The organism is Roseateles sp. P5_E1, from assembly GCF_054049335.1.
This window is the reverse complement of record NZ_JBFUMN010000004.1, coordinates 105,297-130,244: the sequence shown is the minus strand read 5'-3', so window position 1 is coordinate 130,244 and position 24,948 is coordinate 105,297. Positions and strand designations below refer to the sequence as shown.

Annotated in this window: 26 protein-coding genes; 16 read left to right on the top strand and 10 right to left on the bottom strand. The window is 68.8% G+C overall.

What is annotated here, in order from left to right:
* Positions 1-18 precede the first annotated feature (18 nt).
* Positions 19-2,001 (top strand): OPT family oligopeptide transporter, encoded by a 1,983-nt coding sequence (locus tag ACXJKJ_RS06450; protein WP_457389517.1) that lies wholly within the window; start codon positions 19-21, stop codon positions 1,999-2,001.
* Positions 2,002-2,081: 80 nt separating this feature from the next.
* On the opposite strand, the gene ACXJKJ_RS06445 is transcribed toward ACXJKJ_RS06450, so the two are convergent.
* Complete coding sequence (locus ACXJKJ_RS06445) at positions 2,082-2,759, bottom strand: Bax inhibitor-1/YccA family protein (RefSeq protein ID WP_056204929.1); 678 nt, start codon at positions 2,757-2,759, stop codon at positions 2,082-2,084.
* A 105-nt stretch (positions 2,760-2,864) separates the two neighbouring features.
* Here ACXJKJ_RS06445 and ACXJKJ_RS06440 point away from each other — a divergent pair, with 105 nt between their 5' ends.
* The 5 genes from ACXJKJ_RS06440 (at position 2,865) to ACXJKJ_RS06420 (ending at position 8,170) form a co-directional block, all read left to right on the top strand.
* Complete coding sequence (locus ACXJKJ_RS06440) at positions 2,865-3,761, top strand: LysR family transcriptional regulator (protein ID WP_056204927.1); 897 nt, start codon at positions 2,865-2,867, stop codon at positions 3,759-3,761.
* Positions 3,762-3,857: 96 nt separating this feature from the next.
* Complete coding sequence (locus ACXJKJ_RS06435; RefSeq protein ID WP_457389516.1) at positions 3,858-5,036, top strand: isovaleryl-CoA dehydrogenase; 1,179 nt, start codon at positions 3,858-3,860, stop codon at positions 5,034-5,036.
* Between the two features lie 23 nt (positions 5,037-5,059).
* Positions 5,060-5,734 (top strand): carbonate dehydratase, encoded by a 675-nt coding sequence (gene can / locus ACXJKJ_RS06430; RefSeq protein WP_457352457.1) that lies wholly within the window; start codon positions 5,060-5,062, stop codon positions 5,732-5,734.
* Positions 5,735-5,747: 13 nt separating this feature from the next.
* Positions 5,748-7,499, top strand: a complete 1,752-nt coding sequence (gene aceK, locus ACXJKJ_RS06425) for a bifunctional isocitrate dehydrogenase kinase/phosphatase (protein ID WP_457389515.1) — start codon at positions 5,748-5,750, stop codon at positions 7,497-7,499.
* Between the two features lie 86 nt (positions 7,500-7,585).
* Positions 7,586-8,170: a hemerythrin domain-containing protein gene (locus ACXJKJ_RS06420; RefSeq protein WP_082533072.1), complete on the top strand. Its 585-nt coding sequence runs from the start codon at positions 7,586-7,588 to the stop codon at positions 8,168-8,170.
* Here the strand turns inward: ACXJKJ_RS06420 and ACXJKJ_RS06415 are convergent.
* Positions 8,131-8,331, bottom strand: a complete 201-nt coding sequence (locus ACXJKJ_RS06415; protein WP_457324566.1) for a hypothetical protein — start codon at positions 8,329-8,331, stop codon at positions 8,131-8,133. The genes ACXJKJ_RS06420 and ACXJKJ_RS06415 overlap by 40 nt on opposite strands.
* 174 nt (positions 8,332-8,505) lie before the next feature.
* On the opposite strand from ACXJKJ_RS06415, the gene ACXJKJ_RS06410 reads away from it, so the two are divergent.
* Positions 8,506-9,249, top strand: a complete 744-nt coding sequence (locus ACXJKJ_RS06410; protein WP_457324567.1) for a transporter substrate-binding domain-containing protein — start codon at positions 8,506-8,508, stop codon at positions 9,247-9,249.
* An 8-nt stretch (positions 9,250-9,257) separates the two neighbouring features.
* On the opposite strand, the gene ACXJKJ_RS06405 is transcribed toward ACXJKJ_RS06410, so the two are convergent.
* Complete coding sequence (locus ACXJKJ_RS06405; RefSeq protein ID WP_457389514.1) at positions 9,258-9,626, bottom strand: VOC family protein; 369 nt, start codon at positions 9,624-9,626, stop codon at positions 9,258-9,260.
* Between the two features lie 186 nt (positions 9,627-9,812).
* Between ACXJKJ_RS06405 and ACXJKJ_RS06400 the strand changes: the two genes are divergently transcribed.
* A complete protein-coding gene (locus ACXJKJ_RS06400; protein WP_056204918.1) occupies positions 9,813-10,436 on the top strand; it encodes a hypothetical protein in 624 nt (207 codons plus the stop codon).
* A gap of 157 nt (positions 10,437-10,593) precedes the next feature.
* Here the strand turns inward: ACXJKJ_RS06400 and ACXJKJ_RS06395 are convergent, their stop codons facing one another.
* The 3 genes from ACXJKJ_RS06395 to ACXJKJ_RS06385 are packed head-to-tail and all read right to left on the bottom strand — an operon-like array spanning position 10,594 to position 13,991.
* The gene (locus ACXJKJ_RS06395) at positions 10,594-10,881 is read right to left on the bottom strand and encodes a hypothetical protein (protein WP_457389513.1); all 288 of its coding nucleotides are present in this window, start codon (positions 10,879-10,881) and stop codon (positions 10,594-10,596) included.
* A 12-nt stretch (positions 10,882-10,893) separates the two neighbouring features.
* On the bottom strand, positions 10,894-13,446 hold the full coding sequence (locus tag ACXJKJ_RS06390; protein WP_457389512.1) for a protein kinase domain-containing protein: 2,553 nt from the start codon (positions 13,444-13,446) through the stop codon (positions 10,894-10,896).
* Complete coding sequence (locus ACXJKJ_RS06385) at positions 13,443-13,991, bottom strand: ECF-type sigma factor (RefSeq protein ID WP_457389511.1); 549 nt, start codon at positions 13,989-13,991, stop codon at positions 13,443-13,445. The genes ACXJKJ_RS06390 and ACXJKJ_RS06385 overlap by 4 nt, the downstream gene beginning before the upstream one ends.
* Before the next feature lie 88 nt (positions 13,992-14,079).
* Between ACXJKJ_RS06385 and ACXJKJ_RS06380 the strand changes: the two genes are divergently transcribed.
* Positions 14,080-14,328 (top strand): DUF3297 family protein, encoded by a 249-nt coding sequence (locus ACXJKJ_RS06380; protein WP_056204906.1) that lies wholly within the window; start codon positions 14,080-14,082, stop codon positions 14,326-14,328.
* On the opposite strand, the gene ACXJKJ_RS06375 is transcribed toward ACXJKJ_RS06380, so the two are convergent.
* Positions 14,319-14,705, bottom strand: a complete 387-nt coding sequence (locus ACXJKJ_RS06375) for a hypothetical protein (RefSeq protein WP_457352441.1) — start codon at positions 14,703-14,705, stop codon at positions 14,319-14,321. The two genes, ACXJKJ_RS06380 and ACXJKJ_RS06375, sit on opposite strands and share 10 nt — an antisense overlap.
* Positions 14,702-16,060, bottom strand: coding sequence for a cytochrome P450 (locus ACXJKJ_RS06370; protein ID WP_457389510.1), 1,359 nt, complete (start codon positions 16,058-16,060; stop codon positions 14,702-14,704). The genes ACXJKJ_RS06375 and ACXJKJ_RS06370 overlap by 4 nt, the downstream gene beginning before the upstream one ends.
* A 60-nt stretch (positions 16,061-16,120) precedes the next feature.
* On the opposite strand from ACXJKJ_RS06370, the gene ACXJKJ_RS06365 reads away from it, so the two are divergent.
* The 7 genes from ACXJKJ_RS06365 (at position 16,121) to ACXJKJ_RS06335 (ending at position 22,521) form a co-directional block, all read left to right on the top strand.
* The gene (locus ACXJKJ_RS06365; protein WP_457389509.1) at positions 16,121-16,966 is read left to right on the top strand and encodes a helix-turn-helix domain-containing protein; all 846 of its coding nucleotides are present in this window, start codon (positions 16,121-16,123) and stop codon (positions 16,964-16,966) included.
* 21 nt (positions 16,967-16,987) lie between these two features.
* Positions 16,988-17,806, top strand: coding sequence for a hypothetical protein (locus ACXJKJ_RS06360; protein ID WP_457389508.1), 819 nt, complete (start codon positions 16,988-16,990; stop codon positions 17,804-17,806).
* A gap of 83 nt (positions 17,807-17,889) precedes the next feature.
* The gene (locus ACXJKJ_RS06355) at positions 17,890-19,068 is read left to right on the top strand and encodes an acetyl-CoA C-acyltransferase (protein WP_457389507.1); all 1,179 of its coding nucleotides are present in this window, start codon (positions 17,890-17,892) and stop codon (positions 19,066-19,068) included.
* Positions 19,069-20,631 (top strand): hypothetical protein, encoded by a 1,563-nt coding sequence (locus ACXJKJ_RS06350; RefSeq protein ID WP_457389506.1) that lies wholly within the window; start codon positions 19,069-19,071, stop codon positions 20,629-20,631.
* Between the two features lie 73 nt (positions 20,632-20,704).
* Positions 20,705-21,334, top strand: a complete 630-nt coding sequence (locus ACXJKJ_RS06345; protein ID WP_457389505.1) for a LysE family translocator — start codon at positions 20,705-20,707, stop codon at positions 21,332-21,334.
* Positions 21,331-21,996: an SDR family oxidoreductase gene (locus ACXJKJ_RS06340; RefSeq protein ID WP_457389504.1), complete on the top strand. Its 666-nt coding sequence runs from the start codon at positions 21,331-21,333 to the stop codon at positions 21,994-21,996. Before ACXJKJ_RS06345 ends, ACXJKJ_RS06340 begins: the two co-directional genes overlap by 4 nt.
* 54 nt (positions 21,997-22,050) lie before the next feature.
* Entirely contained in the window at positions 22,051-22,521 is a 471-nt protein-coding gene (locus tag ACXJKJ_RS06335; RefSeq protein ID WP_056204884.1) for a MaoC family dehydratase, read from the top strand.
* On the opposite strand, the gene ACXJKJ_RS06330 is transcribed toward ACXJKJ_RS06335, so the two are convergent.
* Positions 22,502-22,873: a response regulator gene (locus tag ACXJKJ_RS06330; protein WP_457323756.1), complete on the bottom strand. Its 372-nt coding sequence runs from the start codon at positions 22,871-22,873 to the stop codon at positions 22,502-22,504. The two genes, ACXJKJ_RS06335 and ACXJKJ_RS06330, sit on opposite strands and share 20 nt — an antisense overlap.
* Before the next feature lie 171 nt (positions 22,874-23,044).
* Complete coding sequence (locus ACXJKJ_RS06325; RefSeq protein ID WP_457389503.1) at positions 23,045-24,853, bottom strand: PAS domain-containing sensor histidine kinase; 1,809 nt, start codon at positions 24,851-24,853, stop codon at positions 23,045-23,047.
* Between the last annotated feature and the right edge of the window lie 95 nt (positions 24,854-24,948).

The following is a 24,948-nucleotide window of genomic DNA, read 5'->3' as shown; positions in this document are numbered from 1 at the left end:
AACTCCCGCCTTCAGCCCGTGACCACCAACGCCTCACCCGCGCCGCTCGGGACCGAACTGACCGCCCGCGGCATCGTCCTGGGCATTCTCATCACCCTGGTCTTCACGGCTGCCAACGTCTACTTCGGCCTCAAGGCCGGCCTAACCTTCGCGACCTCCATCCCGGCCGCCGTCATCTCGATGGCTTTGCTGCGCCGCGCCGCGGGCAACTCCATCGGCGAGACCAACATCGTGCAAACGATCGCCTCGTCGGCGGGCACGCTGTCGTCCATCATCTTCGTGCTGCCCGGCCTCGTCATGATCGGCTGGTGGACGGGCTTCCCGTACTGGATGTCGACCACGCTGTGCGCGCTGGGCGGCGTGCTGGGCGTCATGTATTCCATCCCGCTGCGCCGGGCGCTGGTGACCAACTCGCCACTGCCCTATCCGGAGGGCGTGGCCTGCGCCGAGGTGCTCAAGTGCGGCCACGCCAGCGACAGCGGCGAGGCCAACCGCCAGGGCCTGGCCGCCATCGTGGCCGGCACCGTCGTGTCGGCCGGCTTCAGCATCGTCGTCGCCACCCAGCTCTTCGCGGCCAATCTGGCGCAGTACTTCCGGCTGCCCGGCGGCGAGAAGAGCGGCAGTGGGCCCACAACAGGCTATGACCTGAACTTCAGCTTCGCCCTGCTGGCCGTGGGCCACCTGGTCGGCCTGTGGGTGGGTGTGGCCATCCTTGTCGGCGCCTGCATCGCCTGGTTGGGTGGCGTGCCCATCCTGACGTCCGGTGTCGACGGCGCCGCAGAAGCGGTCGCACTGTTTGCCTGGAGCAAGAAGGTGCGCTTCATCGGCGCCGGCTGCATCGCCGTGGCCGCCATCTGGACGCTGGTCAAGCTGGCCAAGCCGGTCGTTGCCGGCCTGCACTCGGCCGCGATGTCGGCCCGCGTGCGCAAGGCCGGCAAGGCCGACACATTGCCGCGCAACGAGCAGGACATCCCCATCGGCACCGTCGGCCTCATCACGCTGGCCTGCATGCTGCCGATCGGCTTCATGCTGTCCAGCTTCGCCACGTCCGCAGGCCTGGGCGACCAGCTTGGCCTGCTCGTCGTTGGCGGTGTCGTCTATGTCGTGCTGATGAGCTTCTTCGTCGCCGCGGTCTGCGGTTACATGGCCGGCTTGATCGGCTCGTCGAACAGCCCTCTGTCGGGCGTCGGCATCCTCGTCGTCATCGGCGTGTCGCTGCTGCTGGCCCTGGTCGTCAAGCCCATGCTGCCGGCCTCCACGGGCCAGGCCTTGGTGGCCTTCGCACTGTTCGTCACGGCCGTCGTGTTCGCCGTGGCGACCATCTCCAACGACAACCTGCAGGACCTGAAGACCGGCCAGCTCGTTGACGCCACGCCCTGGCGCCAGCAGGTGGCGCTGATCATCGGTGTCGTGGCCGGCGCCATCGTCATCCCGCCGGTGCTGGACCTGCTGAACCAGGCTTATGGCTTCGCTGGCGCGCCGGGTGTCGACCCCAAGAAGGCCCTCGCTGCGCCCCAGGCCGCGCTGATCTCGGCGCTGGCCAAGGGGGTCATCCAAGGTGACCTGAACTGGAACCTCATCGGCATTGGCGTGCTGATCGGCGTCGCCACCATTGCCGTGGACGAGGTATTGAAGCGTGCGACCGGCGGCAAGGCGCATTGCGCGCCGCTGGCCGTCGGCCTGGGCATCTACCTGCCGATGAACAGCACGCTGATGATCGTCGTCGGCGCCGTGGCCGGCTGGTGGTTCGACCGCCGCGCTTCCTACAAGCGCGATCCAGAAGCCACAAAGCAGCTCGGCGTGCTGCTGGCCTCCGGCCTCATCGTCGGCGAGAGCCTGCTCGGCGTGGTGCTTGCGGCCGTCGTCGTGTTCTCCGGCAACGGCGCGCCGCTGGCCCTGGTGGGCGACAGCTTCGCGACGGCGGGCCAGGTGCTGGGCTTGCTGGCCTTTGCCGGCATCGGCATCGGCCTCTATCGCTGGCTGCTCAGCAAGCAGCCCTGATCGTCATGCCAGCCGCCCTGCATGGCGCCTGGCCTTCGGCAAGCGTCGGACAGCGCGCAGGCGCTGTCCTCGGTCCGGCCTCAGTCATCCGAACCTGCGAAGCCGAACAGATGCAGCAGGCTCGTGAACAGATTGAAGATGGACACGAACAGGCTGACGGTGGCGAGCACGTAGTTGGTCTCGCCGCCGTTCACGATCTGCTGGGTCTCGAACAGGATCAGGCCAGCCGACAGTAGGGCCACGACGGCCGAGACCGTCAGTGCCAGTGCGGGGATCTGGAAGAAGATCGCTGCCAGGCCTGCAAGCACGGCGACGACCATGCCGGCGAACAGAAAGCCGCCCATCCACGACAGGTCACGCTTGGTTGTCGTCGCATAGGCCGACAACGCCAGGAAGACGGCGCCCGTCGCGCCGAGGGCCAACATGATGGTCTGGGCGCCGCCGGGCAGAGACAGCGTGCGCGTCAGCAGCGGGCCGAGCGTCCAACCCATGAAACCGGTGAGCGCGAAGACGAGGCCGACGGCGGCGCCGCGGTTCTTCAGCTTGTGGATGCCGAACAGCAGGCCGAAGTAGGCTACCAGCGTCAGGATGATGCCGGGCGCTGGCAGGTTGAAGGCGACGGCCGCAGCGGCGACGGCGGCGCTGAACAGCAGCGTCATCGACAGCAGGGCATAGGTGTTGCGCAGCACCCGATGGGCGGTGCCGCGGTCGAGGGCGCCGCCGTGGGGCATGGCAATGGCGATGGGGCGGGTTTGCATGGCAGACCTCCGGTTTGAAAGAACACGGGCAGGGTACGTAGGCAAGACACCAAATAAAAGCAGAGAATCGCGAAACGTTTCTTCGTGATTACTTGCTGAATCGCCATGAGCCTGAGCTTCAGTTACCGCCACCTCTACTACTTCTGGGCCGTTGCCAAGGAGGGCGGGTTGACGCGGGCCGCTGAGAAGCTGGGGCTGTCGGTGCAGACCGTCTCGACCCAGGTGCGTGAGCTTGAGCAGGCCCTCGGTGCGGCCCTGCTCAAGCCGGCCGGCCGCGGCCTGACGCTGACCGAAGCCGGCATCGCGGCGCTGGAGCAGGCCGAGCAGATCTTCCAGATCGGCGAGACCCTGCCCGAGCGGGTGCGGGATGCCGCCACCGCGCCGACGGTGCGCCTGGCCGTGGGCATCTCCGACGGCTTGCCCAAGCTCGTCGCGCAGCGCCTGCTCGCGCCCATCCTCGATACGCCGCAACTGCGCCTGCTTTGCCACGAGGACGAGTTCGACGACCTGCTGGGCGACCTCGCCCTGCACCGGCTCGACGTGGTGCTGGCCGACCGGCCGGCGCCGGCCAACCCGAATCTGCGCGTTTACAGCCATTCACTCGGCAGCTCGCCGGTGGCCTGGTATGCCCACCCGCGCTGGGCGGCCGCGGCGGCGCGCGACTTCCCCGCCTCGCTGGCCGACGTGCCGCTGCTGCTGCCCACCTCGCACGCGGCCTTGCGCCCGCGGCTGGACCACTGGCTGACCGACCTCGGCCTGCGCCCGCGGATCACTGGCGAGTTCGAGGACAGCGCGCTGCTGGCCACCTTCGGCAGCGAGGGCCTGGGCGTGTTCCCAGCCGCCACCGCGGTGGACGACGCACTGACGGGCCGCTATGGGTTGGTGAACGTCGGCGCTGCCGAGGGCGTCGTCGAGCAGTTCTACGCGGTGGGCACGGACAAGAAGATCAGCCACCCGCTGGTGCGCCGGCTGCTGCCGCAGCCTGCCGACGCAGCGGGTTGATCCGGACGCGCTTGCTACAGTTGACGTTTACGTCAATTAACCTGCCCTGCAGGCCCGGCACGAGCGGGCACTGACAGGGCGGACCAGGAGACCCGAATGAACCTGCCCGGCCTCAACTTTCAGCTCGGCGAAGACATCGATGCGCTGCGCGACGCGGTGCGCGCCTTCGCCGACGAAGAGATCGCGCCCCGCGCGGCCGAGATCGACAAGAGCGACCAGTTCCCGATGGACCTGTGGCGCAAGATGGGCGACCTGGGCGTGCTGGGCATCACCGTGCCCGAGGAATACGGCGGCGCCAACATGGGCTATCTGGCCCACATGGTGGCCATGGAAGAGATCAGCCGCGCCAGCGCCTCGGTGGGCCTGTCCTACGGCGCGCACAGCAACCTGTGCGTGAACCAGATCAAGCGCAACGGCAACGCCGCGCAGCGCGCCAAGTACCTGCCCAAGCTGATCAGCGGCGAGCATGTCGGCGCGCTGGCGATGAGCGAACCGGGCGCGGGATCTGACGTGCTGAGCATGAAGCTCAAGGCCGAGGACAAGGGCGGCGTCTACCTGCTCAATGGCAACAAGATGTGGATCACCAACGGCCCCGACGCCGACACGCTGGTGGTCTACGCCAAGACCGAGCCGGAGCTGGGCGCACGCGGCGTGACGGCCTTTCTGATCGAGAAGGGCATGAAGGGCTTTTCCATCGCACAGAAGCTCGACAAGCTGGGCATGCGTGGCTCGCATACCGGCGAGTTGGTGTTCCAGGACGTCGAAGTGCCGGCCGAAAACGTGCTGGGTGCTGTGAACGGCGGCGCCAAGGTGCTGATGTCGGGCCTGGACTACGAGCGCGCCGTGCTGACCGGCGGGCCGCTGGGCATCATGCAGAGCGTCATGGACAACGTCGTGCCCTACATCCACGACCGCAAGCAGTTCGGCCAGAGCATCGGCGAGTTCCAGCTCATCCAGGGCAAGGTCGCTGACATGTACACCGTGCTGCAGGCCGCGCGCAGCTTTGCCTACACGGTGGCCAAGAACCTCGACATGCTGGGCGCCGAGCATGTGCGCCAGGTGCGCAAGGACTGCGCCTCCGTCATTCTGTGGACGGCCGAGAAGGCGACCTGGATGGCCGGCGAAGGCGTGCAGATCTTCGGTGGCAACGGCTACATCAACGAATACCCGCTGGGCCGGCTCTGGCGTGACGCGAAGCTCTATGAGATTGGCGCGGGCACCAGTGAAATCCGCCGCATGCTGATTGGCCGCGAGCTGTTTGCGGAGACGATGTAACTCGCCATTGCGACAATGCCAGCATGACGACGACCAACCACGAACTGCAGGATCTGCTCGACAACAACAAGCGCTGGGCCGCTGACACCGAGGCCCGCGAGCCGGGCTTCTTCTCCAGCCTGCTCAAGCAGCAGACGCCGCAATATCTTTGGATAGGCTGCGCCGACAGCCGCGTGCCGGCCAATGAGCTGGTGGACCTGCTGCCGGGCGAGCTGTTCGTGCATCGCAACGTCGCCAACGTCGTCGTGCATTCGGACCTGAATTGCCTGTCCGTCATGCAGTTCGCGGTGGACCAGCTCAAGGTGCGCCACATCATCGTCGTCGGCCACAGCAATTGCGGTGGCGTGCGCGCGGCGCTCTACGACATCCGCACGGGTCTGGCCGACAACTGGATCCGCCACGTGCAGGATGTGCGCAACGACCACTTGAGCTGGCTGGAAGGCCTGCCGCAAGCCCGGCGCGTGGATGCGCTGTGCGAGCTGAACGTGCTGGAGCAGGCGCGCAATGCCTGCCAGACGACGGTGGTGCAGGACGCCTGGCAGCGTGGCCAGGAGATCGTCGTGCATGGCTGGGTCTATGGCCTGCACAACGGCCTGCTGGAGGATCTGCAGCTCACGGCCACCAAGGCCGAGGACGTGGAGCCGTCCTACCGCCGTGCGTTGGAGCGCGTCAAGGCGCGCTACGCCACAGTGGCCTGAATAGAGTCGGGGCATGTTCCCGACCCAGCTCACGGACTCGCGCGCCTTCGACATCGCCCAGGCCCTGCTGGGCGGTTTCGATCGCCACTACAAGCTCTTCCGCGCCACCTCGGCCGAGGCCAAGGCGCGCTTCGAGCATGGCGACTGGCAGGGCCAGCAGCGTGCCCAGGCCCTGCGCATCGAGTTCTACGACGCCCGCGTTGCCGAGGCCAGCGAGCTGCTGGAGGCGCGCTTTTCGGCGTCGACGCTGGCCATGGAAGTCTGGCAACAGGTCAAGCTGCACTACATCGGCCTGCTGACCAACCACCGCCAGCCCGAACTCGCCGAGACTTTCTTCAACTCGGTGTGCACGCGCATCCTGCACCACGCCTATTTCCACAACGACTTCATCTTTGTGCGCCCGGCCATCTCGACCGAGTACATCGAGAACGACGAGCCCGGAGCGACCCCCACCTACCGCGCCTACTACCCGGCGCCCGACAAGCTGCGCGAGACCCTCCAGCGTGTCATCACCAACTTCCAGCTGAACGGCGAGTTCGCCTATCTCGACGCCGACGTCGACCACGTGCTGGCTGCCGTCACGCAACGCCTCGGTGAATTCCGCCGGCGCGCCAACTTTCAACTGCAGGTGCTGTCCAGCCTGTTCTACCGGAACAAGGGCGCCTATGTCGTTGGCAAGATCATCAACGGCTTTACAGAGACGCCGTTCGCCCTGCCCATCCTGCGTGACGACGACGGCGGGCGCTTCTTCATCGACGCGGCGCTGTTCGGCGAAGACGATCTGCTGATCCTGTTCAGCTTCGCCCGCGCTTACTTCCTCGTCGACATGGAGGTGCCGAGTGCGTATGTGCAATTCCTGCGCTCCATGATGCCCAGGAAGCCACGCTCCGAGATCTATTCGGCGCTGGGCCTGCAGAAGCAGGGCAAGAACCTTTTCTACCGCGACTTCCTGTACCACCTGCGCCATTCCTCGGACAAGTTCCGCATCGCGCCTGGCATCAAGGGCATGGTCATGCTGGTGTTCGACCTGCCGAGCTGGCCCTTCGTCTTCAAGGTCATCAAGGACTTCTACCCACCGCAGAAAGACACCACGCGCGAGCTCATCCAGAGCAAATACCTGCTCGTGAAAAGCCACGACCGGGTCGGCCGCATGGCCGACACGCTGGAGTACACGCGGGTGGCCTTCCCGCGGCATCGCTTCGAGGAAGAGCTCCTCGATGAGTTGAAGCACTTCTGCGGGAGCCTCATTGAAGAGAATGGCGACGACCTCGTCATCCGCCACGCCTACATCGAGCGCCGCATGGTGCCGCTCAATATCTACCTGCAGGACGCTACGCCCGAGCAGGTGGAGCGCGTCGTCATCGAGTACGGCAACGCCATCAAGGACCTGGTGGCCGCCAACATCTTCCCCGGCGACATGCTGTGGAAGAACTTCGGTGTGACCCGCCACGGCAAGGTGGTGTTCTACGACTACGACGAGATCGAATACCTGACCGACTGCAACTTCCGCCGCGTGCCCGAGCCGCGCAACGAGGAGGAGGAAATGTCAGGCGAGGTCTGGTACGCCGTCGGGCCCAAGGATGTCTTCCCGGAAACCTTCGGCCCCTTTCTGCTCGGCAACCCGCAGGTGCGTGAGTGCTTCATGCGCCACCACGCGGACCTGCTGGACGCGGGCTTCTGGCAGAGCCACAAGGAGCGCATCCTGGCGGGGCATGTGCATGATGTGTTCCCCTACGACCCGGCGCGGCGCTTCGCAGCGGCCTGAGCCGAAGCGGCTCCGTCCGACAGGCGCCGCCCCGCCGCCCATCAACAATGGCGCCGCCGCAACCCGTGGCCTCTGGGGACAACCGCATGATCTTCGACGCCATCCGCGAAAGCCACGACCTGCAACGCGATCTGTGCCGCAAGCTCACCGCGTCACGCGGCGACATGGCCGCGCGCCAGTTGCTGTTCCTGCAGTTGAAGGTCGAGCTGATGGCACACGCGGCGGCCGAGGAGCGCTTCCTCTACGTGCCGCTGCTGATGGAGGATGGAGGCCTTGATGCCTCGCGGCATGCGCTGCATGAGCACCACCAGGTGGACGAGCTGCTCGAAGACCTGTCGGTGCGCAACAAGCAGCAGGATGGCTGGATTGCGACCGCCAAGGAACTCAGCTTCAAGGTGCGCCACCACCTGAAAGAAGAGGAGTCCAAGTTCTTCCACGTCGCCGGCCGCCTGCTGTCAGACACGAAGAAGCAGCAGCTCGCCGGCAAGTACCAGCGCGAGATGGTGCGCATGCGCAAGCAATACGCCGCCGAGTACCAGACCGTGGCCGTGTCTGCGGCGACCGGCCTGGTCAAACCCGCCAAGCCAGCCGCCGACAAGCCGGCGACGCGCGGCAACGCCAGCGCCGGCGCTCAGCTGCGCGGCAAGAGCAAGCCGCGGCGCACGCGCTGAAGCGAGGCGGGCTCGTCAGCACTGACCTGGCGCGGCGCTTCGCCCCACGGTGCTTTGGCCAGCGCGGTCAACGCCGGCAGCGTCGGCGCCTTCACCTGGACGGATTGCTCCGCCACGGGCCGACGGTCCACGACGGGCCTGGGGTGCATGAAGAAGAACATGGAGCGGAATTGGGGGCGCCAGGCGAGGGTGCCAGATAGAACAAACCCCAGCGTCGCTGACGTGTAGGCTAGCCAGCCATGAGCGCAGGCATCAACACCTCAACTGCTGTGGACCGTCGCGCGCTGAATGCGTTGTGCATCCTGCTCCTGCCCATTCTTGCCGCGTGCGCCGCCATGCCAACACCCGCTCCCGAAGCAATCGCCCAACTGGCACCCACCAGCCGGCTGCGCGCCGTCATCAATCTGGGCAATCCCATCCTGGCGAACCGCGACCCCAGCACCGGCGAAGCCTCGGGTGTGTCGGTCGACCTGGCGCGTGAGCTGGCACGGCAGCTGGGCGTCCAGGCTGAGTTGATGGTGGTGAAGTCCGCGGGCGAAGCGGTGGATGCTCTGGCCACCGGCCGCGTGGACGTGGGCTTCTTCGCCATCGATCCCGCGCGGGCCGCGTCCACCGCCTATTCGGCTGCTTACGTGCAGATCGAGGGCGCCTACCTCGTGCGCAACGATTCGCCGCTGCAGGCCAATGAGGACGTGGATCGCGCAGGCACGCGTGTCGCCGTCGGCGCACGCAGCGCCTACGACCTCTACCTGACACGCGAACTCAAGGCGGCGACGATCGAGCGCGCACCGACCTCACCCGAGGTGGTCAGCTTTTTCCTGGCGCACCAGCTCGACGTGGCCGCCGGTGTGAAGCAGCAGTTGGAAGCCGACGCCAAGCGCTTGCCGGGCCTGAGGCTCTTGCCCGGGCGCTTCATGGTCATCAACCAGGCCATGGGCATGGCCAGGGGCAAGGCGGTCGGTGCGCATTTTCTCGCCGCCTTCGTGGAACAGGCCAAGGCCTCAGGCTTCGTCGCGAGGTCGTTGGAACGCCACCGCATCGAGGGCGCCGCCGTCGCGCCGTCTGCGGCGCGCGACTGAGGGGCTGCTCAACCCTGCGTCGGCCTGAACACCCGCACCCGGTGGCCGTCCGGGTCTGCGGTGACTGCCGTGAAGCCGAAGTCCATCGCCGTCGGCACCTGCAGCACCGGCCAGCCCGAGGCCTTCCAGGCGGCGACGGCGGCGTTCACCTCGTTGTCGGTAGCGACCGTGATGCCGATCTCGGCGCCGCCGCCGCGCTGGCCGCTGCCCGGTTGCACGTCATGCGCGGCCCAGAGGCCGAGCATGGTCTTGTCATTGAGCATGAACATCGCGAAGTTCGGGCTCTGCTCGACGGGCTCGCGGCCCAGCAACGAGCGATAGAAAAGCACGCTCTCGGCAGGGCTGTGCACGTAGAGGATGAGGCAATCGGGTTGCATGGTGGTCTCCGCTAGGTAGTAATGAAGCCATCGTCGGCGCCGCCCGTGTCACCGGTTGTCAGCAGGCCCGGCGGCTATCCCGGCGGTAGTTTTCACATCGCGCTTGTGATCCCTGGCGGGGCGCACTTGCGTCCTTGATGACAGGCCCGGCGTGTTGCCGTGCCCCACCTCTATCGGAGAACCATCATGGCCGCATTGCCCGTCACCATCGCCCTGAAGAGCATCAAATGCAAGATCGAGACCGACGAGGTCGGCTCGGACGAGCCCTATGTGCTCGTCACCGCCGTCGACCTGACCAACCCGATCCTGCCCAACGCCGAAGTCACGCTCTACGGCCCGTGGGGCGACGTCGACGAGGGCGAATCCCGCAGCACCCAGCCGCTGCAGCCGGGCATCAACCCGAGCGACATGCCCTTCATCATCTGGCGCCGCAACGCCTGGGGCCCGTCGGGCCAGGCCAAGGCCATCGCCAACCCGGCCAATGCCGTCATCCTCGTGTCGATGATGGAGCACGACGATGGCAAGCCTGGCACGGCGCGCGAACTGACCAAGGGCGCCGTCGTCAGCTCGCTGGCGGCCTCTGCCGGCATGACGCGGGCTCAGCGCGTGAGCAAGCTGAAGGCCGACATCCACGGCGCGCTCGGCATTCCCACCGGCTTCCCCAACTTCGACGACCGCGTCGGCACGACCCAGGAGTTCGTGCTCAGCACCAACCTGCTCGACGTGGCCGCCGGCCCCAAGAGCAAGACGCTGACCATCGTGGGAGATGGCGGCAAGTACGAGGTCACCCTGGTGGTGACGAAGGGCTGAAACGGGGCCCCTCGTCCACGCCCGCCGCGCCGAACGCGGGCGACGTGACCGGTCCCCCGAGGGGACGACGATGCTTGCGGCATCGAGCCGCAAGCACATCGCCAAGGGCGGGCCGGCTAGGGGGTGGCCCGGCGCTCGGCCCGCAACTCCGCGGCCACTACTTGCTGACTGGCACCTTCACCGCCGGGCAGGCGGTGTTGGCCGGGTCGGGGCACTTGGGCAGCTTGGGTTTGACCTGGGTGCCGGTATTGCTGCCATCGGTCGCGGCGCCACCACCGCTGCCACCGGCGACGGGCGCGCCGCCGGGCGGGGTGGCAGCCTTCACCGCCGGTGAGCTGGCGGCCTTGGCCGCCGGGGTGCCGGTGGCCGGTGCCACATCAGCGGCGTGCGCCGCGAGCGCGGCGCCCAGGCAGGCCGTGGCCAGCATCGAGTCGAGAAGCTTCATCGCAGTCCTCCGTCAGAAGTCCAGCAGGGCCAGGCCCGGCGGCGCCGGGCGGGATGTGGACGATAGCAATTGCGACAGCCGGATGCGCATGACCACGGCGTCAGCACGATCGGCCAGCGCATCCGCGTAGGCCTGCAGCGCGGCGCGTGCGTCGTGGCCGTCACCGAGCGCGACGAGCGCGACGAGCGCCTTCAGCCGCAGGCGGTCCGGGTGGCCCGGCGGCAGGCCGGCCTCGGCCAGCGCCAGGGCCTCGTGATAGGCGGCGCGAGCCGGTTCGATGCGGCCGGCGCTTTCATGGGCCAGCCCCAGCAGCGCCAGCGTCGGCCAGCGATCAGTGTCCTGCAGCCCCAGGCGCGTACGCTGGGCGGCCTCGGCCTGCGTCAGCATCGCGACGGCCTCGGTCGTGCGCCCCTGGCGCAGCGCCGCCTCGCCGAGCAGCGCGCGGGCGCGCTCCGCCGCCGGGTGGCCCGCCTCCTGCAGGGTGGCCAGCAGCGGGCGCATCCGCGCCTCGGCCGCGGCCGGCTCGCCACGACGCAATTGCTGGCGTGCTGCCACCAGCCCCACGACGGCGGTCGCCTGGGCTTCGCCGCCGCTGCGGGCCTGCGCCAACGCCAGCTCCGCTTCGCGCGCCGCCTCGTCGGGTCGGCCGGCGTGGAACAGCGCGGTGGCCAGCCAGGTGCGCGTCGAGACGGTGTTGAGGTCGGCCGGTCCCAGCACTTCCTGCAGCTCCTGCACGCTGGCGCGCAGCAAGGGTAGTGCCGCGACGTGGTGCCCCAGCTCGACCTCCATCGTCGCGACGGCCATCCGGGCCTGGGCGGCGATCAGCCGCCCCGCGCCTTCGCTGGCATCGACGAGGGCTTGCAGCCAGCGCCGCGCATCGTCCCAGCGCCCCTGGGCCCGGGCGAGGCTGGACATCGCATCGGCCACGCGCCGATAGCGCTCATGGTGCGTGCCGAAACGCTCGCGAACCCCTTGCTCGGCCCGCGCCAGCAACGACTGCGCCTCGTCGAGTCGGCCAGCCTCCATCGCCATCTCGCCGAGATGGGCGAGGGCGGACAAGGCCACCGCGTCGTCCTGGGCCGGCAGCGCGGGCACCAACCCCGTCAGCAGCGCGCGCGCATCGTCGGTCTGGCCCAGGCGGCTGCGGGCATTGGCGAGCTCGAAGGCGACATCGCGACCCATCTCGCCGCGGCCCCGCAACTGGGCGTGCGCGAGCGACAGCGCTTCGGCCGCCAGGGGCATGTCGCCGGATTGGTTCAGCAGCAGCCCCAGTGGCCGGGCCACTTCGGCCAGCATGGCCGGGTCATCGCCCAGCCGTCGCTTGGCTTCGGCCCAGCTGCGCCTGAGCAGCTCGATCATCGGCACCGTCGCGCTGCCGGAGGCGTCGGGGCTGAGGCCGGCGAGCAGCTCGGTCAACACGCTTTGCACGCGGCGAGTGCGTTCGGCTTCTCGCGCGGCCTCGCGCCATTGCCAGGCGGTGGTGGCCATGCCGGCCAGCAGGCTGGCCAGCACCAGGCTCAGCGCGACCAGCTGCAGCCGGTAGCGGCGCGCGAACTTGGCGCTTCTGTAGGCCAGCGAGTCGGGCCGCGCGAGGATGGGGCGGTGCTCGAGATGGCGGCGCACGTCGTCGGCCAGTGCGCTGGCGCCGGCATAGCGCTCGTCGGGGCGCTCCTTCAGCGCGCGGCCGAGGATCAAGGCGAGGTCGCCGCGCAGTGTGGCCGCAGGCTCACGCTGGCCGGTCAGCAGCAGGCACAGCAGGCGGCCCAGCGCAAACACATCGGTGGCGGTGCTGACGGGCTCGCCGCGCAGCTGCTCAGGCGCGGCGTACTCAGGCGTCAGGCCCGCAGGCAGTTGCGCAGTCAGCTCCGCGCCGGTGTCATCAACAAGCAGCTTGGCGACACCGAAGTCCAGCAGCTTCACCTGGCCGTCCGCGGTGACAAGGATGTTGCCCGGCTTGAGATCGCGGTGCACGACCAGGCGCGCATGCGCATGAGCCACCGCGTCGCACACCTGCAGAAAGAGCCGCAGCCGCTCGTTCACATGAAGGTTCTGCAGCTCGCACCAGCGATCGATGCGCTCGCCCTCCACCAGCTCCAGCACCAGATAGCGCGTGCGCGTCGCGCCGACCAGGGCTTCGCCGATGTCCAGCAGGCGGGCAATGTGTGGATGGGTCAACCGCGACAGCAGCTCGCCCTCGCGGCGAAAGCGCGCCTGGTTCCCCTCGCCGCGCCAGGGGCTGTGCAGCAGCTTGATGGCCGCCTCGCCGCTGTGGGCGCCATCGCTGCGCCGAGCGCGCCAGACCTCGCCCATGCCGCCGCTGCCCAGCGGCGCGACGAGGGTCCACGCGCCCAGCACCTGGCCGGCCAGTTCGGGAGCGCCCGGTACTTGCGCCGGTTTGGCCAGAAAGCCGCGCTCTTCGGCCACGCGGTCAGCGTTGATGAGGGCCTCCAGCCGCTCCCGTTGCGCCGGCGGCAACTCGGCCAGCAGGGCTTCACGTTCGGCCGGCGTCGCGTCCTGCCATTCATCGAAGGCGGCGAGCGCGCCGGCCTGATAGGTCGTGTTCACGCCTGCAACGCGTCGAACAAGAAGGCCCGCGCTTTACGCCAGTCGCGCTTGATCGTCGGTACCGAAACGCCCAGCAGCTCGGCGATCTCCTCCAGCTCCAGGCCGCCGAAGAAGCGCATCTCCACGACCTGGTGGGCGCGGCCGTCGGCGCGCTCCAGCATCTGCAGCACGTCGTCGAGCTTGAGCACATCGGGCGGTGCGATCTGCTCCAGCGCGGCCGTCGACAGCGTCACCTCGGCCTGCCCGCCGCCGCGCTTGTCGGCGTGGCGCTCGCGAACGTGGTCGATGATGACGCTGCGCATGACCTTGCTGGCATGGGCGAAGAATTGCGCGCGGTGCTGCGCGGCTTCCTTCGGGATCGGCCCCGCACTCTTCAGCCAGACCTCATGGATCAGTGCCGCCGGCTCCAGCGTCATCGGGGCGTGGCCGGCGAGATGACTTCTTGCCAGGCGCTTGAGCTCGGGGTAGAGCAGGGTGTAGAGGCGGTCTCGCGCCTCGGTCTCGCCGGACGCCAGGGCCGTCAGCAGCTGGGTGATCTCTGTCATGGGCGCGATGCTGGCGCCAAGTGCGCCCGTGCGGAACCCCCACCTTGCGCGCGAGAATGCCGGTTTGCTTCTCCGCCCGCCCTATTCCATGCCTGACACCCCCAGCCGCCCCGAACTGCCCGACCACCTCAGCGTCGACCCGCGCAGCCCTCACCACGTCGCCGCCGTCTTCGAGCACGACATCGGCATCCGCTTCAACGGCAAGGAGCGCCAGGACGTCGAGGAGTACTGCATCAGCGAGGGCTGGATCAAGGTGCCCGCCGGCAAGACGCTGGACCGCAAGGGCCGGCCGCTGTGCATCAAGCTCAAGGGTGCTGTCGAGGCTTTCTACCGCTGAGACATCAGCACCAATGCGGCAGCCGCAAGCAGCGCGATCCAGGCCGGGTGACGGCCGCGGTTGCTGAGCAGCACCAGGCCGCCGCTGACCGCCAACGCCGTGGCGGCGGCCGCTTCGATGATGCCGCCGGACATCGCCTGCACCGCCGGTTGGGCCAGCCACGCCAGCACCACCGCCAGTGCCCAGGCCAGGGCGGTCACGACATGCCAGCTTGCCCACAGGATGCGGGTCTGGAATTCGCGCAGCGCCGGCTGGCCGCCGACGGGCACCAGGCCGCCAGCGCGCAGATGGCGAAACAGCATGCGTTCGCCCAGCCATGAGTGCGCCAGGCCGATGACGAAGACCAGCGCCGCCGCGCCAACGAGCCAGGGGTTCATGCCGCTCTCCGTGAAGTGAGCCTCAGTGTGAGGCCGGACTCGGGCCGCAGCGTGACGGCCATGCGCGGCTTGGGCGCCTCGTTGCCGACCGGGCTCAGCTCGAAGCGCTGCAGCAGCAGCGCCGCGATCAGCGTCATCTCCAACACCGCGAAATGCTGGCCCAGGCAGACGCGCGGGCCCAGGCCGAAGGGGATGTAGGCGCCGCGCGGGATCTCATGCGCGGCCCCTGGCATGAAGCGCTCGGGCTTGAAGGCCAGCGGCGCATCCGGCCACCAGCGCGGGTCGCGGTGCAGCAGCCAGGGCGTCACGCGCACCAGCGTGCGGGCCGGCAGGCGCACGCCGCCCAGCGTGATCTCGCGCGTCAGGCGGCGCGTCATGACGGCCGCCACCGGCGGGTACAGGCGCATCGCCTCCTTCAGCGTGGCGGACAGAAAAGGCAGGGCGCCCGCGTCATCGGCCGTTGGCACGCTGCCGGCCAGCACGGCATCAACTTCGGCCCGGGCGCGCGCCTGGGCTTCAGGGTGTGCCGCCAGCAGCCAGCTCCACCACAGCAGGGCCGTCGCGCTCGTCTCATGGCCGGCCTGGAAGCTGACCATGCACTGGTCGTAGACCTCCTGTGGCGACAGCGCCTCGCCGGTCGCCTCGTCGCGCAATGCCATCAGCATGCCGAGCAGGTCGGGCTTGCCGTCGCCGGACGCGCGCCGGGCGTTGACATGGCCGCCCAGCAGTCCGTGCATCAGCTTGTGTGCGCGCCGCTTGGCGGCCTTGCCCGGCAGCGGCAGCCAGTCGGGCAGCGTGAATGGCCAGAACATCTCGGCCAGCGCCGTCTCGCTGAGCACCTGCACGGCGTGCGCAGCGGCCGCGGTGTCGGCGCCGATCGGCGTGCTGAACAGCGTGCGCGAGATGACGTCCATCGTCAGGTGGCTGAACAGCGTGTCCATCGCCACCTCGCCGTCCTGTACGCCGGCCAGCCCGGCGACGGCCGCATCGGTCATCAGCGCCGCATAGCCGGCCACGCGCTTGGGGGTGAAGGCCTGCATCAGCATGCGGCGCTGGCGCTGCCAGGTGGGCCCTTCAGTGACGAGGACGGACTGGCCCATCAGCTGGGAAAACACCTCGGGCCCGCGCGCCCAGCGGATCAGCGCGTCGGCATGGTCCACCATGACCTCGCGCACCAGTTCCGGGTCGAAGACATCGACGCCGCGTTCGCCGAGGATGGTCTGGCGCGGCAGATCGCCCAGCGATCGCTGCGCGGAGATCACCGCGAGATAGTCGCGCCGCATGGCCATCAGCACGGGGAAGCCCCACCAGCGGGTGGGGTGCGAAGGGAGGTCGTTCCAGGTCAGCGTCGTCATGGACCGTGATGCTGCGCCCCTGGGGCGGACGGGTCTTGAACGAATGCGACACTGATCGCGATGCAAGCCCACACACGCCTCTGGCTGCCGCCGCTGGCCCTCGCCGGCTGCGTGCGTGGCGTGATGCAGCGCGACACGCGAGGCCGAAACCTCGACGCCGTGCAGCGCGAGAACTACTTTCCCGCAACACCGCTGGTCCAGCTGTTCTGGTGGGCCGAGGGCAGCAGCGAATGGCTGGACACGCCGGGTTTCTCAACGCCACCGCCTGAGCGCCGCCACGCGCCGGTGCTGTTCGGCGGGCCCTTCACGTTGCCCACGCACACGCGCAACCCCGGCGAGATGCGCGCCTTCAAGCTGCTGCTGTTGCCCGACGCCTTTGTGGCGCTGACCGGCATCGCACTGGGCCGCTACGTCAACCAGGTCGTCGATGCGCGCGACCTGCTGCCGTCTGACTGGCTGGCCTGGGCCGAGCAGATGGCCGTCGCGGCCGATGACGCGGCGCGGCTGCAGTTGCTCGAAGCCTTTCTGCTGCCGCGCTGGCAGGCCCTGGGCACGCAGCGCCCCGGCCATCGCTATGCCGACTGGACCCAGGCCCTGGCGGTGCGCGCCGCCACCAGCGCGGCCGGCCGCAGCCTGCGCCAGTTGGAGCGCCGCATCAAGGCCTGGGCCGGCCTGCCGATGCGCGAACTGCGCGCCGTGTCGCGCGCCGAGAACGCCTTCCTTGCGGTGGCCGCTGCTGAGGCCGGCGCGGGTGTGAACTGGGCCGACATCGCCGCCGACAACGACTACGCCGACCAGAGCCATCTCTGTCGCGAGACGCGCCGCTTGACCGGCTTCAGCCCCGAGGACCTGCGCCGCCGCATCCAGGCGGAGGAAGCCTTCTGGGCTTACCGGTTGTGGCGGTGACCCGAAGCCTAAACTGACGCAATGACCCGCCACCTGCTCCTGGCCCTGTTGCTGTGCTGGGTGGCTACGTCGGCTTGCGCGGCGCCCTGCCCGCAGCCGCTGCGCATCGGCTTCAGCGATGCCGCCTCGCCGCCCGGTCTGCTGGGCTCGGGCCCCGGCTTTCCCGAGCCGCCAGGTTGGGAGGTCGTCGCCGTGCGCGAGGCGCTCAAACGCCTGGGTTGCCAGGGCGAACTGCTGCGCCTGCCCAACCGCCGCCTGTCGGCCTCATTGGCCCAGGGCGGCGTCGACATCGCGCTGCTGTTCGGCACCACGCCCGAGCGTCTGCGCAGCTTGCGCTTCCCGCTCGACGCTCACGGCCGGCCCGACGTCGCCTGGGCACCCGTATTCGGCCACCTGGCGCTGTTTGGTCGCGGTGGCGAGGCTCCCGATCCCGCCTGGGACGGCAAGCTTCTGCCCAAGGGCCTGCGTGTGGGCGTGCTGGCCGGCTCGGTGCAGGACGCCATCGCGCGCGGTCACGGCTGGGCGGTCGAGCCCATCAGCGCACTCGACGCGGGGCCGACCATGCTGCAGGCGCGCCGCTTCGACCTGCTGCTGAGCACCCGCGAGGTGCTCACACCCGAGCAGCGCGCCGAGCTCGTCGAATGGGCGCCAGGCGTGGCCAAGCTGCCCTATTTCGCGCCAGCCTCGCCGCAGTTCGCCCAGCGCCACCCGGACTGGACGCGCGCTTTCTGGCGCCAGTTGTGCCAGGCCGTGCGGCGGCTGGAACCCGACATCCGCCCGGTTGAATGCGGCAGCGCGCCGGCCACGGCCTGGCGCCAGGCCCCAAGCCCAACCGATTGACCCTGGCATTGCGCGGCAATTGACGCGCACGTCAATTGATCGCGTCAGAATGGCGCATCTGAGTTACCAACGGAGTACGTGCCATGTCCGACCCGATCGTCATTGTTTCCGCCGCCCGCACCCCCATCGGCGGCCTGCTGGGTGATTTCGCCGGCCTGGCCGGCTGGGAGCTGGGCGCCATTGCCATCAAGGCGGCCGTCGAGCGCGCCGGCGTGCCGGGCGACTCGGTCGATGAAGTGCTGATGGGCAACTGCCTGATGGCCGGCCAGGGTCAGGCGCCCGCCCGCCAGGCCGTGCGCAAGGCCGGCCTGCCGGATTCGGCCGGCGCCGTCACGCTGAGCAAGATGTGCGGCTCCGGCATGCGCACCATGATGTTTGCTCACGACATGTTGGCAGCCGGCTCGGCCGAGGTCATGGTGGCCGGCGGCATGGAAAGCATGACCAATGCGCCGCACCTGATGTTCGCGCGCAAGGGCGTCAAGTACGGCGTGGCCCAGATGTACGACCACATGGCCCTGGACGGCCTGGAAGACGCCTATGAGCGCGGCAAGGCCATGGGCGTGTTCGCCGAACAGTGCGTGAGCAAATACAGCTTCAGCCGCGAGGCCATGGACCAATACGCCATCACCTCCACGCAGCGCGCCAAGGCCGCCAACGAGAGCGGCGCCTTCGATTGGGAAATGGCGCCGGTGACGATCAGCTCGCCTAAGGGCGACACCGTCATCAAGTTCGACGAGCAGCCCTTCAAGGCCAAGCTCGACAAGATCCCGTCGCTCAAGCCCGCTTTCAAGAAGGACGGTGCCATCACCGCCGCCACCTCGTCCAGCATCTCCGACGGCGCCGCCGCCCTGGTACTGATGCGCGAGAGCACGGCCAAGGCCCGCGGCCTGGCACCGATCGCCCGCATCGTCAGCCACGCGGTGCATGCGCAGGCACCTGAGTGGTTCAGCACCGCCCCCGCCGGCGCCATCCAGAAGGCCCTGGCCAAGGCCGGCTGGCAGGCGGGCCAGGTCGACCTGTGGGAAGTCAATGAAGCCTTCGCCGCCGTCACCATGGCCGCGATGGCCGAGTTCAAGCTGCCGCACGACATCGTCAACGTCAACGGCGGTGCCGTGGCCCTGGGCCACCCCATCGGCGCCAGCGGCGCACGCATCGTCGTCACACTGCTGGGCGCGCTGAAGGCCCGCGGCTTGAAGCGCGGCATGGCGGCGCTGTGCATCGGTGGCGGCGAGGCCACCGCGCTGGCAGTCGAGATGCTCTGATTGAGCGCCCGCCGCTGGTTTCGGAATGGCCTGCTGTTGCTGGCTGCCGCGGCTGGCGGCGTGGACGCTGCCTGGGCGCTGTCATGCATTCCGCCCAATCCGGACCCCAAGGCCCGGATGCAGACCCATTTCGCCGGAGCCGCCGCGGTTTTCATCGGCCAACTGGTCGAGACCGGCGCCGATATTCACGAGGATTGGAGCGTCTCGGCCGCAGGCCGGCTGAAGGTGGAGCGCTGGTTCAAAGGGACGCAGGTGCCCGAGGTGCGGGTGCTGTTGCCGAGTGGCTTTCCCCGTGGAGCTCGGCTGCTGCTTTTCGCGCGAACCAACTCGCCGGCCGATCGGCTGCGCCAGACCCAATCCCGTCGCGCCTGGCAACCTGACGGCAAGCGTGCCGATGCGGCCCCCAAAGTGCCGGACGCCGACATTCCTGACTTGACGGCGGCAGGGGCCTGCAGCGCAGCGGCATTCGCGTTGAACGCTGCTTCGGTGGCGCCGCTGCCCGGCTATTCGGACGACAAGGCCCGCGCCTGGGCCGTCGCCTTGTCGAACGACTTGCTGAAAGCCCTGGAGGCCATGCCGGCCGCAGGTGATGGTGGTCGTCTGGAACTGGCGCTGCGGGCTTTCGACATGAGCGATTTCATGCAGCGAACCGAACTGCGGGTCGAGCTCAAGGAAGCCAAGGATGCAGCGCCCGGCGGGCTGAAACTCAGCGGGCCGTCGACCGTGCAGCACCTGTCTGTGTACTGGAATGCGCCGCGCAACGGGTGGGGTGGATGGGGGCGTGATCGTTTGCCGGCCGGCGAATACCGGTTGGAAGGCCTCGAAGTGCCTGGGTACGACTTGTACTGCGGGGGCGGCTCCGGGCCCGACTGTGCGCGTGTCACCGTCGAAGACCGTGGCCGGGTGCGCCATGAGCTGTTCTACATTCCCGAGGCGCGCCTGCAAGTGAAGCTCGTCGATCAGCAGGGGGTGCCCGTGGAAGGGCAGGGTCTGCTGAAAGTGCGCAGGTTGTCCGCGGATCCTGCAGGAATTCCGTTTCGTCCGTCGCGCGAAGCGACTTTCGTGGCGCACCCGCCCGCTGACCAATCCGCCCACCACCTGGGCCTGAGCGCTGGGCGCTATGCCATCGAATGGCTGCTGCCTCGTGTTGCGCCGGGCCAGCCCGACGACTGGCCGTGGGCGCGCAAGGTGCTGGCATCAACGGCGCTGCCTCTTCATGAGGGCAGCAACGTCGCAGTCACGCGCGGCGACAACCTCGTGACCCTGACGTTGCCCGAGGAAGCCCGGCCGGCCGAGTTGCGAGCGCGTGCACCTGGCTGCAAGCCGGGTGGCGTTTTTCAGGTGTCGTTGCTGACCGAATGGCGACCCGGGCGCAGCGCCGGCATGCAGAACGTGGCGATGGAAGTTTCGGACCGCTGCGAAATCCGCTACCAGGGATTTGCCGGCCAGCATCTGCACCTGCATTACGCACGCAGCCCATCAGAAACCTGGGTTGCCTGGGTCGAGTTGCAGCCGGGCCAGAATCAAGTGGATTTGATGCCCCAGAAAGCCCAGCCCCATTGACGCGAGTCGGCGCGGCTGACGCGGCCGTAGGTGACACTAGGCAACTCGACGGCCCAGCCCTCTGAGGCATTCCATGCTCGGCACCCACGACCTCCCCCTCTTTGCCGCCACCGTCTTCGTGCTGAATGCGACGCCCGGCGTCGACATGGCCTACACGGTCGCCAGCACGCTGCGCGGCGGCTGGCGCCAGGGCGTGGCGGCGGCGGTCGGCATCATGGCGGGCTGCGTGCTGCATTCGCTGGCTGCGGCCTTTGGCCTGGCGGCGCTGCTGGCCACGTCGGCCGAGGCCTTCACGATCGTCAAGCTCGTGGGTGCGGCGTATCTGCTCTATGTGGCATGGGGCATGGCCCGGGCCGGGCTGCGTCCGGCGTCGGCTGCGGCCGAAGTCAGCGCCCCGCAGTCGCTGTGGCGCACGGTGCGCCAGGGCTTCTTCACGAACGCGCTGAATCCCAAGGTCGCGCTGTTCTTCCTTGCGCTGCTGCCGCAGTTCATCGCGGCGGACGCGTCGAACAAGACGCTGGCCTTCCTGTTCCTGGGTGGCTGGTTCATCGCTCAGGGGCTGCTGTTCCTGCTCGCCCTCATCGTGCTGGTGGCGCCGCTTCGCCGCAGCCGGCCGCGGCCCTGGCTGGGGCGCGGCCTCAACCTCGGCGGTGCTGGCCTCTTCACCGTGCTGGCCGCCAAGCTCGCATTGACCAAACCATGAACGTTCTGATCATCGGCGCCTCGCGCGGCCTGGGCCTGGAGTTCGTGCGCCAGTACCGTGCGGCCGGCGCGCGCATCACGGCCACGGCCCGCGACGAGGCGGCGCTGGACCGGCTGCACGCCCACGGCGCCCGCGCCTTGAAGCTGGACGTGGCCGACACGGCCAGCGTGTCCGGCCTGGCCTGGCTGATCGACGGCGAGGCCTTCGACGTCGTCGTCATCAACGCCGGCGTCTACGGCCCCAGCACTTCGGGCCTGGAGACGCCGACGGTGGAGGACTTCGACGCCGTCATGCACACCAATGTGCTCGGCCCGATGCGCCTGCTGCCGCAGATTGCCGAGGCGCTGGCGCCGGGTGCCCGCGTGGCCATCCTCTCCTCCAAGATGGGCTCCATCGGCTCGCGCGCCAGCACCAGCGGCTGGCTCTACCGGGCTTCCAAGGCGGCGGTGAACTCCGTCATGAAAGATGCCGCGCTGACCCTGGCAGGCAAGGCCACCGTCATCAGCTTCCACCCCGGCTGGGTGCGCACCGACATGGGCGGCTCGGGCGCCGACATCGACGCGTCGACCAGCATCGCCGGCATGCGCACTGTGCTGGCCAGCGTGAAACCGGCGGATACGGGCAGTTTCTTCAATTACGACGGGCAACGATTGGACTGGTGAGTCCCCTTTATTGGCGGCGCGGCGGCCCGGCGGATTGCGCTAAGGTCTCGACCCATGGACACAACCCTCGCAGAAGCCGAAACGACCAGCCTGATCCGTGCCGGGGAAACCTGCGAACGTCACATCCGCTTCACGCGTGAGGACATCGCCGCTTTTGCCCGCCTGACCGGCGACTCCAACCCCCTGCACCACGATGTGCAGGCGGCCCAGCGGGCACGGCACGGCGAGATCATCGCCAGCGGCCAGCAGACGACGGCGCAGATGATCGGCCTCGTCGCCAGCCACTTCTCGCGCGGCGATGACGGCGCGGATCGCGAGCTGTTGTGCCTGAACTTCAATTTCGCCTTCAAGGCGCCGGTGTTCGCCGAGCAAGAGCTGCTGTTGCACTGGCGCGTGGCCAGCGTGGAATGGAATGCGACGCTCGGTGGCTGGCTGGCCCTCGTCGATGGGCGGGCGACCGTGCGCAACGCCCACCCTTGCGTAGTCGGGCGTGGCACGCTGCTCGTCAAGGCAGCCAGGGCCTGATTTCGTCCGCGAGCGTGGTCACATCGATGGGTTTGCCGATATGGGCGGCGCAGCCGGCCGCCAGCGCTCGGGCGCGCTCCTCGGGCATGGCCTGGGCGCTCATCGCCAGCACGGGCACGTCGCGCAGCGACGGATCGGCCTTCAGTCGGCGCGTGGCCTCGTAGCCGTCGAGAACCGGCATGCGCAGGTCCATCAGGATGATGTCGGGCCGGCGCGCGGCGGCCGCTTCCAGGCCAAGTTGGCCATTGGCCGCCCAGTCGACCTCGAAGCCGGCGGCCTCCAGCACATAACGCGCGAGATAGGCGTTGGCCGCGTTGTCCTCGACCAGCAGCACTCGCGGCGTGTTGGCCATGTCAGGCGCTCCCCATGTGCCGCCGGAGCCTTGCGGGCCGAGTGCCGGGCCGCTCCCAAGCCGGCCCGCGCTGGCGATGTGCTTGCCGGTCGAACCGGCTAGCATCGCCGTCCCCTTGGGGGACCGATCGGGCGCGCCTGCGTTCAGCAGGGCGAGACCGGGCGAGGGGCCTCATAGCGCGTCCATCTCGATGATGAAGCGCGAGCCCCCACCTTCGGCAGGCTCGTGGCGGATGCGACCCTGCATGCCGGCCAGCAGCTGGGCGCTCAGATAGAGGCCCAGCCCCGTGCCCTCCTGGGCATGGGCGACGCCGCCTTCGAGCTGGCGGAAGGGCTGGAAGAGCAGGGCTCGATGCGCCTCGGGGATGCCGGGGCCGTGATCCCTGACGCTCAGGACCAGGCGCTCGCCGTCTTGCCAGGCCTGGATCTCGATGTCACCTTGCTCGGAGAACTTGATGGCATTGCCCACCAGGTTGATCAGCACCTGGGTCAGCTTGCGGCGGTCCCCACGCCAGGGCAGCGACGGGGCCATGGCCAGCTTCAACACCAGGCCCCGGGGTTCGGCCAGCGGGCGCAACTGGCCCGCCACATCGGCGGCGATCTCGGCGATGTCGATCGGTTCGATGTGGAGGTCCATGCGCCCGGCCTCGATGCGCGACAACTCCAGCAGGTCGTTGATGAGGGCCAGCAGGTGGCGGCCGGAGCTGGCGACGAAACCGAGCTGGCGTTTCTGCTCGGCGTTGACCGGGCCGCTGCGGCCACCGTGGATCAGGTCGGTGAAGCCGAGGATGGCATTCAGCGGCGTGCGCAGCTCATGACTCATGCGCGCCAGGAACTCGGACTTGAGCCGGTCAGCCTCCTGCAGCCTCAGGTGCTCGGCGGCCACGCGCTCGGCGGCCTTGCGTTCCGAGATGTCGTGCACGAAGCCGACGAACAGCGTCTCGCCGTCGAGCTCGAAGCGCGCGAAACGGATCTCCACCGGCAGATCCCGGCCATCGGCATGTCGGGCCAGGGTCTCGACGCCGCGCCAGTCCAGGCGTTTTTCTCCGGTCGCCATGTGGCGGGCCAGGCCAGCGACGTGCTGCGCCCGCAGGGCCTCGGGCTGCAAGGTCGCCAGCGGCTGGCCGTTGAGGCTGCCCGGTTCATGGCCGAGCAGCGCGTGGATGGCGGGATTGGCGAAACGGATGCTACTGCCGGCATCGATGATGACGGCGCCGTCGATGCTGGTCTCCCACAGCGAGCGGAACAGCGCCTCGCTGCGCTGCACGGCCTGGTGGGTGCCCTGGTCCTCGCGGGCGCGCCGCATCACGAGGCCAGCGGCGGTCAGGCCGAACAGCAGGGCGCAGACCATCAGCATGCCGATCAGTGCCGTCGCCGTGATGCGCGACGCCAGCCCGAGACTGGCCGAGAAGCGATGCTCCATCGGCGTCAGCCGCGCATCCAGCGCCAGCACGCGGGGCTGCAGCGCGGCACGGGCCTCGGGAGGCAGTTCGCGGGCCTGGTGGGCCAGCGCGGTCATCTCGGTGATCAGCTCGTCGGCCTCGCGCCAGATGGCGACCGACTCGGCCATATAGGGTAGGCCGCGGCAGCAGCGGTAGAGCCGGATCAGGCCGGACGTGTCGTCGGCATGGTTGCGCGATTCGATGAAGCCCTGGCGGGCCTCGTCGTCATGGGCGCCACCTCCGTCCATGGCCTCGCGTGCACGCCTGGCGTTCAGGGGCACGGCGATCTCGCGCTCGAACGCCTGGTACTGCGCCTCGTCGCCGGATTGCAGATAGAGCACCAGGGCCAGCGTCGCGCTCTTCTGCGCACGTGACCATTGGCTTTCGCCAGCGACGTAGGCCCGTGCGGCCGACAGCGCCGTGATGGCATACAGCCCCAGCACCGCGAGCAACGCCGCCATGCCGATCAGCAGCCAGGCCACGCGGCGCGCACCGTGCGGCAGCACGGCGGCTGGGGTGGAGGCGGAAGCGTGACTCACCGTGTCCGAGTATGCCCAGACGCCGCCGGCGCGGGAACCTCAGGACGTAGGACGTTGCCTTCTGTTCTGCCTCGGCAGGGGTGTCATGCGCCGAG